At 65.7% G+C, this 12591-nt stretch carries 13 protein-coding genes; 12 read left to right on the top strand and 1 reads right to left on the bottom strand.

Annotated elements, in window-relative coordinates; all coding sequences use genetic code 11:
• Positions 1–203: 203 nt before the first annotated feature.
• The gene (locus tag AC1D1Y_RS25145; RefSeq protein ID WP_477684745.1) at positions 204–872 is read right to left on the bottom strand and encodes a glutathione S-transferase; all 669 of its coding nucleotides are present in this window, start codon (positions 870–872) and stop codon (positions 204–206) included.
• A 190-nt stretch (positions 873–1062) separates the two neighbouring features.
• On the opposite strand from AC1D1Y_RS25145, the gene AC1D1Y_RS25140 reads away from it, so the two are divergent.
• The 12 genes from AC1D1Y_RS25140 to AC1D1Y_RS25085 all read left to right on the top strand — a co-directional run bounded on the left by AC1D1Y_RS25140 (position 1063) and on the right by AC1D1Y_RS25085 (position 12386).
• The gene (locus AC1D1Y_RS25140; RefSeq protein WP_477684744.1) at positions 1063–2118 is read left to right on the top strand and encodes an ABC transporter ATP-binding protein; all 1056 of its coding nucleotides are present in this window, start codon (positions 1063–1065) and stop codon (positions 2116–2118) included.
• A gap of 70 nt (positions 2119–2188) precedes the next feature.
• The gene (locus AC1D1Y_RS25135; RefSeq protein ID WP_477684743.1) at positions 2189–3493 is read left to right on the top strand and encodes an ABC transporter substrate-binding protein; all 1305 of its coding nucleotides are present in this window, start codon (positions 2189–2191) and stop codon (positions 3491–3493) included.
• A gap of 54 nt (positions 3494–3547) precedes the next feature.
• Positions 3548–4459, top strand: coding sequence for an ABC transporter permease (locus AC1D1Y_RS25130; RefSeq protein WP_477684742.1), 912 nt, complete (start codon positions 3548–3550; stop codon positions 4457–4459).
• Positions 4460–4560: 101 nt separating this feature from the next.
• Entirely contained in the window at positions 4561–5442 is an 882-nt protein-coding gene (locus AC1D1Y_RS25125) for an ABC transporter permease (protein WP_477684741.1), read from the top strand.
• Positions 5439–6161: a GntR family transcriptional regulator gene (locus tag AC1D1Y_RS25120; RefSeq protein ID WP_477684740.1), complete on the top strand. Its 723-nt coding sequence runs from the start codon at positions 5439–5441 to the stop codon at positions 6159–6161. Before AC1D1Y_RS25125 ends, AC1D1Y_RS25120 begins: the two co-directional genes overlap by 4 nt.
• Before the next feature lie 13 nt (positions 6162–6174).
• Positions 6175–6909 (top strand): aspartate/glutamate racemase family protein, encoded by a 735-nt coding sequence (locus AC1D1Y_RS25115; protein ID WP_477684739.1) that lies wholly within the window; start codon positions 6175–6177, stop codon positions 6907–6909.
• Between the two features lie 79 nt (positions 6910–6988).
• Positions 6989–7849, top strand: coding sequence for a 3',5'-nucleoside bisphosphate phosphatase (locus AC1D1Y_RS25110; protein ID WP_477684738.1), 861 nt, complete (start codon positions 6989–6991; stop codon positions 7847–7849).
• Positions 7849–8754 (top strand): DMT family transporter, encoded by a 906-nt coding sequence (locus tag AC1D1Y_RS25105; protein WP_477684737.1) that lies wholly within the window; start codon positions 7849–7851, stop codon positions 8752–8754. The genes AC1D1Y_RS25110 and AC1D1Y_RS25105 overlap by 1 nt, the downstream gene beginning before the upstream one ends.
• Positions 8755–8785: 31 nt before the next feature.
• Positions 8786–9421: an L-threonylcarbamoyladenylate synthase gene (locus AC1D1Y_RS25100; protein ID WP_477684736.1), complete on the top strand. Its 636-nt coding sequence runs from the start codon at positions 8786–8788 to the stop codon at positions 9419–9421.
• 205 nt (positions 9422–9626) lie between these two features.
• Complete coding sequence (locus tag AC1D1Y_RS25095; RefSeq protein WP_477684735.1) at positions 9627–10295, top strand: site-2 protease family protein; 669 nt, start codon at positions 9627–9629, stop codon at positions 10293–10295.
• A gap of 42 nt (positions 10296–10337) precedes the next feature.
• Complete coding sequence (locus AC1D1Y_RS25090) at positions 10338–11657, top strand: tryptophan--tRNA ligase (protein WP_477684734.1); 1320 nt, start codon at positions 10338–10340, stop codon at positions 11655–11657.
• Positions 11658–11801: 144 nt separating this feature from the next.
• Complete coding sequence (locus AC1D1Y_RS25085) at positions 11802–12386, top strand: response regulator transcription factor (protein WP_436157339.1); 585 nt, start codon at positions 11802–11804, stop codon at positions 12384–12386.
• Positions 12387–12591 lie beyond the last annotated feature (205 nt).

Genomic DNA, 12591 nt, shown 5'->3' with positions numbered 1-12591 from the left:
GTTCAGGCGGGGTCTCGCTAAACTCGCCTTCGGCTCAAACAACGCGATCCCTGATCCGCCTGAACCTGCGCTCCTCGGCGCATCCACAAGGGGTGGGGACAGGAATACCGAACAGCCGGAGTTCGGGCATTTTCAATAAAGCTGCCCCAGTTTTTCAAGCCGCGTGCAGTTTGTGCGCAGCCGGGAAACCGCGAAGCCCTGACTTATTGCAGGCCGAACTCGCCGCCGCGCTMTATCGCGCGCTGGTAGGCGGGCCGGGCGTGGATGCGCGCCAGGAAATCCATCAGGCGCGGCCGGCTTTCATTGAGCCCGCCGCGCGCAGCGGCGGCTTCGAGCGGGAAGCTCATCTGGATGTCGGCGCCGCTGAAGTCGGCGCCAGCAAACCAGCCGCCCTGGGGCAGCGACATTTCCAGGAAGTCCAGGTGCTGGCGCAGCTGCGGCTCGATGAAGGTCTTCTTGACCTTGCCGGCGATGCCGCGGGCGATCGGCTTCACAAAAAACGGCATGGGCGAGTTCTCGATCTTGTCGAACACCAGCTTGAGCAAAAGCGGCGGCATGGCCGAGCCTTCGGCGTAGTGCAGCCAGTAGGTATAGCGCAGGTGCTCGGGCGTGCCGGCCGCGGGGGCCAGCCGGCCGGCGCCGTAGCGCCCCACCAGGTAGTCGATGATGGCGCCCGATTCGGCCAGCGTGAGCTCGCCGTCGGTGATCACGGGCGACTTGCCCAGCGGGTGCACGGCGCGCAGCGAGGGCGGCGCCAGCATGGTCTTGGGGTCGCGCTGGTAACGCTGGATTTCGTAGGGCAGGCCCAGCTCTTCCATGAGCCAGAGAATGCGCTGCGAGCGGGAGTTGTTAAGGTGGTGCAGGGTGATCATGGGGATTCCGGAAACGGTGGGTGCCATGGTAGGCCATCCCCGTCGGCCTTGAAGCCGCCGCGGCGCGCACCGCGGCCGGGGGCTTTTGCACCCGACAGGGGCAGGCTGGCACCACAAGCAGGCATTTTGTACACAATCCCGCCGCTGATCGCATACAAAATCTGGCACAAGCCTTGCACTCAAGGCTGGCATGAACGCCCTTGCCAGCCCCACGCCCGCCGCCATTGAAGCCGTCGCGCTGACCAAACGGTACGCGCCGCAGGACCGGCCGGCGGTGGACGGCATCAACCTGCGCATCGCCAGCGGCAGCTACTGCTGCCTGCTGGGGCCTTCGGGCTGCGGCAAGAGCACCACGCTGCGCATGATGGCGGGCCACGAGTCCGTCACCAGCGGGGACATCCTGCTGGACAACCGCAACATCACCAACCTGCCGGCCGCCGGCCGCGGCACGGCCATGATGTTCCAGAGCTTCGCGCTGTTCCCGCACCTGTCGGCGCTGGACAACGTGGCCTTCAGCCTCAAGATGAAAGGCGTGGACAAGGCGGCGCGGCGGCAACAGGCCGGGGCCCTGCTGGAGCGGGTGGCCATGGGCCACCTGGCCGAACGCAAGCCGGCCGAGCTTTCGGGCGGGCAGCAACAGCGYGTGGCGCTGGCGCGCGCGCTGATCACGCAGCCGCGCGTGCTGCTGCTGGACGAGCCGCTGTCGGCGCTGGACCCGTTGGTGCGCATCCAGATGCGCGCCGAGCTGCGCCGCTGGCAGAAGGAGCTGGGCCTGACCTTCATCCACGTCACGCATTCGCAGGAAGAGGCGATGGCGCTGGCCGACACCATGGTGGTGATGAACCACGGGCTGATCGAGCAGGTGGGTTCACCCCACGACGTCTACAACCGGCCCGCGAGCGAATTCGTCGCGCGTTTCATGGGCGGCCACAACGTGCTGGACACGCCGGCGGGCCGCATAGGCGTGCGCACCGACCACATGCAGATCACCCCGGCCGGCCAGGCGGCGCCCGACGCGGCGCACAACCGGCGCGCCGTGGTCACCGACGTCGAATACCAGGGCACCTATGTGCTGCTGGGCCTGCAAAACCCCGGCGTGTCGCTGAGCGCCAGCAGCACGGCGGAGCTGTCGGTGATGGTGCCGGAAGCGGCGTTCGCGGCCCGGCCTTATGCGCCCGGCGACAGCGTGCAGCTGTSGTGGGCGCCCGAGGCGGCGCACACGCTGCGGGCCGCGGCGCCTGCCTGACCATTTTTGTTTTTTGTTTTCAACCGTCCCTTCGCAAGAAGTTTCTACCCCCAGCACAGGAGTTTTCACCATGTCCGACGCTCTTCCTGATCACAAAGATTCCCAAGACATCGCCACCGACACCCCGGCAGGCGGCGTGGCCCGCCGCTCCCTGCTCAAGGGCACGGCCGGCATCCTGGCCACGGGCATGTTTCCCGCCGTGCATGCGCAGGAAAAAATCGTGCTGCGCTACCTGGGCACCGCGGTGAACCAGGACAAGGCGATTGCCGAGAAGTTCAAGGCCGACACCGGCATCACCATCCAGTACGTGGCCGTCACCACCGACGACGTGACCAAGCGCGCCGTGACCGCGCCCAACAGCTTCGACCTGATAGACACCGAGTACTTCTCGCTCAAGAAGATCGTGCCCACCGGCAACCTCAAGGGCATAGACACCAAGAAGATCAAGAACGCCGACAAGATCACCTCGCTGTTCACCACCGGCACGGTGGCCGGCAAGGCCGTGGGCGACCAGGGCACGGCGCCCAAGAAGGTGATTTACCTCGAAGGCGAAAAGAGCAAGGTCTTCGCCAAGAGCCCGACGCAGTTCATGTCGCTGATCCCCACGGTGTACAACGCCGACACGCTGGGCATACGCCCCGACCTGATYAAGCGCCCCATCAGCTCCTGGGCCGAGCTGCTGAACCCCGAGTTCAAGGGCAAGGCCGCGATCCTGAACATTCCGTCCATCGGCATCATGGACGCGGCCATGGTGGTGGAGGCCAAGGGCATCTACAAATACCCGGACAAGGGCAACATGACGAAGAAGGAGATCGACCTGACGATCGCCACCCTGATCGAGGCCAAGAAGACCGGCCAGTTCCGCGCGCTGTGGAAGGACTTCAACGAGTCGGTCAACCTGATGGCGTCGGGCGAGGTGGTGATCCAGTCGATGTGGAGCCCCGCCGTGACGGCCGTGCGCACCAAGGGCATCGCCTGCAACTTCCAGCCGCTGAAAGAAGGTTACCGCGCCTGGGCCGCCGGCTTCGGCCTGCCCGCCACGCTCTCGGGCAAGAAGCTGGACGGCGCCTATGAATTCATCAACTGGTTCCTCGACGGCTGGGCCGGCGCCTACCTGAACCGCCAGGGCTATTACAGCGCCGTGCTGGAAACCGCCAAGGCCAAGATGGAAGCCTACGAGTGGGCCTACTGGATGGAAGGCAAGCCGGCGTCGCAAGACATCAAGAGCCCCACCGGTGACGTCTTGGCCAAAGCCGGCGCGGTGCGCGACGGCGGCAGCTACGAAGCGCGCATGGGCGGGATTGCCTGCTGGAATGCGGTGATGGACGAAAACAACTATATGGTCCAGAAGTGGAACGAATTTGTAGCAGCCTGACCGTTTTGCCTTCTTACTCCCTCTCCCTCTGGGAGAGGGAACAAGAACCAGACCATGAGCACATCTACCGCCTCTTTGCCTTCACCCACGCGCGCGCCGGGCCGCAGCCTTGCCGCCTGGTGGCAGGCGCTGCCTCTGACGGCGGTGTTTGTGCTGTTCTTCCTGGTCCCGCTGGCGCTGGTGCTGGCGGTGAGTTTCTGGGACTTCAATGAATACGAGTTGCTGCCGGGCTTCACGCTGAAGAACTACTTCGCCATCTTCGACGGCTGCGGCAACACCGCCGAGCTGTGCGTGACCTTCAAGACCTATTTGTCGACCTTCAAGTTCAGCTTCCTGGTGTGGCTGATCACGCTGGTGACGGGTTTCACGGTGTCCTACTTCCTGGCGTTTCACGTGCGCTCGCAAGGGGTGCAGACGCTGCTCTTCGTGCTGTGCACCATCCCGTTCTGGACGTCCAACGTGATCCGCATGATTTCGTGGGTGCCGCTGCTGGGCCGCAACGGCCTGGTCAACCAGAGCCTGACGGGCCTGGGCGTGGTGAACCAGCCGGTGGAGTGGCTGCTGTTCTCCGACTTTTCGGTGGTGCTGGCCTTTGTGCACCTCTACACGATGTTCATGATCGTGCCCATCTTCAACTCGATGATGCGGATTGACCGTAGCCTGATCGAGGCGGCCAACGACAGCGGCGCCTCGGCCTGGCAGACGCTGTGGAACGTCATCGTGCCGCTGTCGCGCACAGGCATCATCATCGGCTCCATCTTCGTCATCACCATCGTGATGGGCGACTTCGTGACCATAGGCGTCATGGGTGGCCAGCAGATCGCCTCCATCGGCAAGGTCATCCAGGTGCAGACGTCCTACCTGCAGTTTCCGCTGGCGGCGGCCAATGCGGTGATCCTGCTGGCGCTGGTGCTGATGATCATCTGGGCCTTGACGCGCTTGGTCGACATCCGGAAAGAACTATGACCCCCACGCTTGTCACTTCGTGTACTACGCTGCCCCCCGAGGGGGCTGGCCTTGCTTGGGGCGGCCCGGCGCTGCGGCCCCTCCTGCGGAGGTTCTAAGCTATGTCCGATAAACGATCTACCGGTTTCTGGTTCCTGGCCGCATTTTTTGCGCTGTTCGTGCTCTTTCTCTACGGGCCGATGTTCGTCATCGTGCTGCTGAGCTTCCAGGGTCCGGAAGGCGGGCTGACCTTTCCGCTGCGCGGTGTCTCGCTGCACTGGTTCCACAAGCTGGCCGAGGGGCTGGGCGTGGTGGACATAGGCGCGGCGCTGAAACGTTCGCTGGGCCTGGGCCTGGCGGTGACGGCGTTCACGGTGGTGCTGTCGGTGCTGGCCGGCCTGGCTTTCCGCAAAAAGCTCGCGGGCGGCAATACCCTGTTTTTTGTGGTGGTGTCCAGCCTGATCATGCCGTCCATCATCGTCTCGCTAGGCATAGGCCTGGAGTTCCGGCTACTGGACAACGGCATCAAGAAGGCGCTGGAACTGTTCGGCATGTCCGGTGCGCTGGAAGACTACGGCACGGCGCTGGGCCTGTTCACCTCGGCGCTGGGCGCGCACCTGACCTGGACGCTGCCCTTCGGCCTGCTGATCATGTTCGCCGTGTTCAACCGCTTCAACCCGGCTTACGAAGAAGCCGCGCGCGACCTGGGCGCCACGCCGTGGCAGGGCTTTCGCCACGTGGTGCTGCCGCTGATCGCGCCCTCGGTGGTGGGCATAGGCATGTTCGGCTTTACCCTGAGCTGGGACGAAATCGCCCGCACCTCGCAGGCCATCGGCGACGTCAACACGCTGCCGCTGGAACTACAGGGCCTGACGACCACCGTCACCACGCCGTCCATCTACGCGCTGGGCACCGTCACCACCGTGGTGTCGCTGGGGGTGATGGCCCTGGCCATGGGCCTGGCCTGGTGGCTGGGCAGGCGGCAGAAAAAAGGACATCGATGACCCCCGCGAATACGGCAGCCCCCGCAACGCCCCTGACCGACAGTGAGATGTATGAGCGCGTGGTCTCAGCCATCCTCGACCACCGCCTGCCACCGGGCACCAAACTGGGGGAAGACAAGCTGGCCGGCGCCTTCGGCGTGTCGCGCACGCGCATACGCCCGGTGCTGGTGCGCCTGGCCAATGAGCAGGTGGTCACCCTGGTCCCGCATCGCGGCGCCACCGTGGCCCAGCCGACCGAACAGGAAGCGCGCGAGGTCTTCGAGGTGCGCCGGCTGATAGAGCCCACGCTGGTGGAGCTGTTCATCGCCAGGGCCAACGAGGCCGACATGCGCCAGCTCACGCGCTGCATTGACGACGAGGAAGCCGCGCGGCTGGCCGGCGACATGCACCGCGCGATCCGGCTGTCGGGCGACTTCCACCTGCAGATCGCCGAGCGCGCCGGCCACCAGACGCTGGGCCGCATCCTGCGCGAACTGACCTCGCGCACCTCGCTGATCCTGATGACCTACAGCACAGGCCACAAGGACAGCCGCGACGAGGCTGCCGCCTGCGGCTGCCGCGAACACCGCGTGCTGCTGGACGCCATCCGCCTGCGCGACGCGCGGGAAGCGACGCGCAACATGCGCGAGCACCTGACCCGCCTGGAGTCGCAGCTGCAGTTCACGCCGCCGGCGGGCGACGCGCCGGATCTGTCCAGCCTCTTTTCAGGCACGGTATAGGGCGCACCCGGGCATGCGCAGACTCCTTGTCATCAATCCGAATACTTCAGCGTCGGTCAGCGCGTTGCTGCAAACCCATGTGCAGGCCGCCGCCGGGCTGCATGTGCAGGTCAGCACCGTCACCGCGCGTTTCGGCGCGCCCTATATTTCGGACGAAGCCAGTTACGCGGTGGCCGCGCATGCCACGCTGGACGCCTGGGCGGCTGCCCTGGCAGGCGCGACCGAAGCGCCCGACGCGGTGCTGATAGGCTGCTTTGGCGACCCCGGGCTGCTGGCGCTGCGCGAAAGCAGCCCGGTGCCGGTCACCGGCCTGGCCGAGGCGGCCTTCATCGAGGCGGCGCGCCATGGCCGCTTTGCCATCGTCACGGGGGGTGAGCGCTGGGGGCCCATGCTGCAGCGGCTGGCCCAGGCGCTGGGCCATGCACCTTCGCTGGCCGGCATCCACACCGTCGCGCCGACCGGCGCGCAACTCGCCGCCGACCCGGCCGCCGCACGCACCCTGCTGGCCCAGGCCTGCCGCGATGCGGTGCGCCAGCTGGGCGCGCAGGCGGTGATCCTGGGTGGGGCGGGCCTGGCCGGCATGGCCGCGGCCCTGCAGCCCGGGGTCGGCGTGCCGCTTATCGACAGCGTGCTGGCCGGCGCCCATTGGGCCCTGCGCAGCCATGCGCCGCCGCCGCAGCGCGGCACGCCGGGCTTTGACGTGCCCTGGGAAAACCTCTCGCCAGAGCTGACGGCCTTGGGCTTGTAGTAGCCCGGTGGTCGGAGGCACCACCAGGGATATGTGAGCGCGCACTGCACTCCAGAAGCAGAAAGCCTAAAATGGCCTCGTGACCCCCCATAACATCCTGAATGCCGACCTGCATTGCCACTCTGTGGTGTCGGACGGCACGCTGACACCCGAGGCGCTGGCGGAACGGGCCAAGGCCAACGGGGTGGAACTCTGGGCCCTGACCGACCACGACGAAATCGGCGGCCAGCAGCGCGCCGCGGCGGCCGCCAAGGCCCAGGGCATGCACTACCTGACGGGCACCGAGGTTTCCGTCACCTTCGCCGGGCAAACGGTGCACATCGTGGGCCTGGGTTTTGACGCCGAAAACCCCGACATCATGCAAGGCCTGCGCAACACGCGCGGCGGGCGCGAGCAGCGCGCGATGGAAATGTCGGACTCGCTGGCCAAGGCCGGCATCAAGGGCGCTTACGAGGGCGCGCTGAAGTTCGTCGGCAACCCCGAGCTGATCTCGCGCACGCACTTCGCGCGCTTCCTGGTCGAAAGCGGCGTGTGCCGCGAAACCAATGAAGTCTTCCGCAAATACCTGACCGAAGGCAAGCCCGGCTACGTGCCGCACCGCTGGGCCACGCTGCGCGACGCCGTGACCTGGATCACCCAGGCCCAGGGTGTCGCGGTGATCGCCCACCCGGGCCGCTACAAGTTCACCCCCAACGAGGAATACGCCTTGTTCACCGAGTTCAAGTCCCACGGCGGGCGCGGCGTGGAGGTTGTCACGGGCAGCCACACGCCCCAGGAATACCTCAAGTACGCCGAAACGGCGAAGGAATTCGGCCTGGCCGCCTCGCGCGGCAGCGACTTCCACAGCCCCGACGAGAGTCACACCGACCTGGGCACCCTGCCCTTCCTGCCGGGCGAGCTGACACCGGTCTGGGAACTGCTGGCGGACCGCATCCAGTGATGGCCGGTTCCGCCAGAAACCACTCCCACGCCCCGACCGGCATCGCGCTCCTGGTGGGCGCGGTCGGCTGTTTCGCGGTACTGGACACCACCACCAAGGTCATTTCCAACAGCGTGCCGCTGCTGATGGCGCTGTGGTTCCGTTATGCCTTCCAGGCGGTGGCCACCACCCTGGCGGTGCTGCCTACGCGCGGCCTCTCGGTGCTGCGCACGGCGCACCCGAAGTTCCAGCTGCTGCGCGGCCTGCTGCTGCTGTTCACCAGTCTTTTTGCGTTCTTCAGCCTGCGGCACATGCCGGTGGGCGAGTTCACCGCCATCGTGATGATCACGCCGCTGGTCATCACCCTGCTGGCCTCGCTGACGCTGGGTGAGCGCGTGTCCTGGCTGCGCTGGACGCTGGTGGTGGGCGGCTTCGCGGGCACGATCATCATCATCCGGCCCGACGGCGACGACTTCAACTGGGCCATGCTGCTGCCGCTGGGCCTGGTGATCTGCAATGCCTGGTTCCAGATCCTGACCAGCCGGCTGGCGCGCACCGAAGACCCCTTGACCATGCATTTCTACACCGGCTGGGTGGGCACGCTGGCCGCCTCGCTGGCCCTGCCCTTTGTCTGGGCCTCGCTGGACTCCTGGACGCTGTGGGCCAGCCTGTGCCTCATGGGCCTGATGGGCACGGTCGGCCATTTCATGATGATCCTGGCCTACGGCCGCGCGCCGGTGTCCACGCTCACGCCTTTCATCTATGCGCAGATCGGCTTCGCCATGTTGGGCGGCTGGATCGCGTTTTCGCACGTGCCGGACCGCTGGTCCATGCTGGGCATGGCGATGATCGCCATCTGCGGCGCGGTGGGCGCCTGGCTGGCGGTGCGCCAGAGCCGCGTGCCGATCGAACCTGTCGAGTCTTGAATACGGCGATTGAAGACGCACCTGAAAAATCATGGCCCAGTTTTTTGAAGTCCACCCCGACAATCCGCACACCCGGCTGCTCAAGCAGGCGGTGGCGTTGCTGGAGCGCGGCGGCATCGCGGCCGTGCCGACCGATTCAAGCTATGCCCTGGTCTGCCACCTCGACGACAAGGCCGCGGCCGACAGCCTGCGCCGCATACGCGGGGTGGACGACAAGCACCACCTGACTTTGCTGTGCCGCGACTTGAGCGAGCTGGCCAATTACGCGCGCGTGGACAACAAGCAGTTCCGCTTGCTGAAAGCCGCCACGCCCGGGCCCTACACCTTCATCCTCGAAGCCAGCAAGGAAGTGCCGCGCCGCGTGAGCCATCCTTCGCGCAAGACAATCGGCCTGCGGGTGCCCGAGCACAAGGTGCTGCAGGCGCTGCTCGAGCTGCACGGCGCGCCGCTGCTGGCCACCACACTGATCCCGCGCGGCGGCGGCGAGCCGCTCAACGACGCGCACGAGATACGCGAATTGCTGGAGCACGAACTGGCCGCCGTGGTCGATGCCGGCGCCTGCCACCAGGAAGCCACCACGGTGATAGACCTGACGCCCATGGGCGAAGGCGGCGAGCCCGTGGTGGTGCGGCAGGGCCGGGGCGACTTGGCCTTGCTGGGCCTTTAGCTCGCGGACTTCCCTTCAAGCAGGGGCCGCGGAACTGGCTTTGCCAGGCCGCAGGCGCAGCGGCCCCCGAGGGGCTGGAGCCCGCGGCTCCAAGCCTGCCTGCGCAGGCTTGGACGGGCGACAGGGGCGAAGCGTCTCGCGAGCCGCGGCCTGCAAGGCCTCGGGAGCTACACGCAGTGAGCGACCGTGGGGGTCATAATTCAGCATGGATATCGCCAACCTGATTCAGACCGTCGCCATTTACGCCTTACCGGTGCTGCTCGCCATCACCATGTACGGCGTGGCCCGAAGCGAGGCCGCCCGTTATTTCGGCGACACCACCGCGGAAGAGATGGGGCGCATCAGCCTGAATCCCCTTCGGCATATCGACCCCATTGGCACCCTCGCCGTGCCCTTGCTGCTGTACTTCGCAACCTCGGGGGCTCTTCTTTTTGGCTATGCGAAGGCCCTGCCCATGGATTTCAGCCGGCTACGCAACCCCAAGCGGGACCTGATCTGGGTGTCGCTGGCGGGCCCTATGTCCAACTTCGCCCAGGCCTTCCTCTGGGCATTCGGCCTGCTGACGATGGGAGCCTTGGGTGTGGAGGAGTTGTTCTTTCTCAAAATGGCGCAGGCGGGCGTCATGGTCAATCTCGCCATGTGGGCGTTTAACCTTTTCCCGCTGCCACCGCTTGACGGCGGCCGCATCCTCATCGGCCTGTTGCCCATCAAGCTGGCGCAATGGCTGTCGCGCGTCGAACCCTGGGGCTTTTTTGTGGTGTTGGGCCTGGCCGTCATTGGCATCGTGGGAACGGTCTGGCTGCGCCCGCTGATGACGGCCGGTTATGCCATCATCAGCCTGCTTCTGACCCCCTTCATGTTCCTGCTTCGTTGAGGCTGGCGGCCTTCCTGCGATCCACCTCTATTCAATACCATGATGTCTTCCGACAAAACCACCCGCTTCCTGACCGGCATCACCACCACCGGCACGCCCCACCTGGGCAATTTCGTCGGCTCCATCCGGCCCTCGGTCCAGGCCAGCTTCCGTGCCGACGTGCGCAGTTTTTATTTCCTGGCCGACTACCACGCGCTGATCAAGTGCGACGAGCCCGCCCGCATCCAGCAGTCCACGCTCGAGATCGCCGCCAGCTGGCTGGCCGCCGGCCTGGACCCGGAGCGCGTGACCTTCTACCGCCAGTCCGACATTCCCGAGATCCCCGAGCTGACCTGGCTGCTGACCTGCGTCACCGGCAAGGGCGTGCTGAACCGTGCCCATGCCTACAAGGCCTCGGTCGACAAGAACGAGGCGGCCGGCAACGACCCGGACGCCGACGTCACCGCCGGGCTTTTCATGTACCCGGTGCTGATGGGCGCGGACATCCTGCTGTTCAAGACGCACAAGGTGCCGGTCGGGCGCGACCAGATCCAGCACATCGAGATGGCGCGCGACATGGCCCAGCGCTACAACCACCTCTACGGCGAGCACCTGGTGCTGCCCGAGGCGGTGATCGAGGAATCGGTCGCCCTGCTGCCCGGCCTGGACGGGCGCAAGATGAGCAAGAGCTACGACAACACGATTCCGCTGTTCACGCCGCGCGAGCAGATGCGCAAGCTGATCGCCGGCATCGTCACCGACTCGCGCGCGCCCGGCGAACCCAAGGACGTCGAGGGCTCGGCGCTGTTCCAGATCTACCAGGCCTTCGCCAGCGCCGAGGAAACCGAAGCGTTACGCAAGGCTTACGCCGAAGGCATCGCCTGGGGCGACGCCAAGCAGCTGCTGTTCGGGCGCATAGACCGCGAAGTCGCGCCCATGCGCGAGCGCTACCACGCCCTGATGGCCGACCCCGGCAAGATCGAGACCATCCTGCAGGCCGGCGCGCAAAAGGCCCGCGCCGAGGCCACGCCCTTCATGGCCGAGCTGCGGCGCGCCGTGGGCCTGCGCAACCTTGGCACCCGCCCGGCCACGCCCGGCAAAGCCAAGGCGGCCAAAAGCGCCGCGCCGGCCTTCAAGCAGTACCGCGAAAAGGACGGCCTGTTTTATTTCAAGCTGCAAGACGCCGAGGCCCGGGTGCTGCTGCAAAGCCGCGGCTTTGAAGCGCCGCGGGACGCCGCGCAGATGATTGCCGCGTTGCAGCAAGACGGCCAGGCGGCCCTGGCGGGGCTGCTGGCGCAGGGGCAGGTCCAGGTTTTGCCGGGCGTCAGCGACACCGACATGGTGGCGGCCTTGCGGTTTTTTGCGGAGGCGGCGGCCTCTTAGGAGCGGTCCACGGCCTGGGCCTTGTTGTTTTTTTGGATCAGCGTTCTGAAAAAATACCGCAATTGCCCGTTTATTTTTGCCCCAAAGTTGACACACAGCAGTTATGCTCGATGGCCAATAGGACCAATACTTTAGACCTGATTAATGAGTATTTTTGTAATAGATGACCACCCGCTCATGCGCGAAGCGGTTGTTATGTTGATCCGCCGCCTGAGCAGCAAGGCCACCGTGACCGAGCTGGACCGGCTCGCTGCCGTCATGCCAGCCGTGCAGGAACAGGGCATTCCCGAACTGATCTGCCTGGACTTGCGCCTGCCCGACACCAACGGTGTTTCCGGCGTGCGCGAGCTCAAGCAGCAATTCCCCGGCGTGCCCCTGGTGGTGCTGTCGGCCGCGCCGGCCCAGGACTACGAGGATCTCTCGATCGAAGCGGGTGCGGACGCCTACATCCAGAAGTCCGCAGGCGCCACCGAGATCTCCAACGTGCTGCGCGTGTTCCTCAGCGAAGACCTGGACCCGGAACCCTCCACCCCGACCGAAAAGCTCTCCAAGCGGCAAAAGCAGCTGCTGGTGATGCTGGACAAGGGCATGAGCAATCGCGATATCGCGGAAGAACTGCAGATCAGTGAGCACACAGTGAAGGTTCATTTGTGGCGCCTCTTCAGGCGCCTCAACGTCAAGAGCCGGTCGCAAGCTAGCCACCTGGCTCGCACACAGGGCTTGCTCTGACAGGTTCCAACCTGGGGTGGCTGGGCTGAGTCCCGCTGGCCGGGGTTGCCCGGCGGCAAGTAACTTTCTTTTGCTTCGCCAAAAGAAAGTCACCAAAGAAAAGGCGACCCGCAGTCTGGGTCCCTACGCTTCGCTTCGGGCAACCTGCGGTGCTCGACTACGGCGGGGTCTCGCGCAAACTCGCTTCGCTCAAACTCGCTTCGCT

Source organism: Polaromonas sp. P1_G1, from assembly GCF_056405595.1.
Note: the sequence above shows the minus strand (reverse complement) of the source record. Positions and strands in the feature narration are given on the sequence as shown.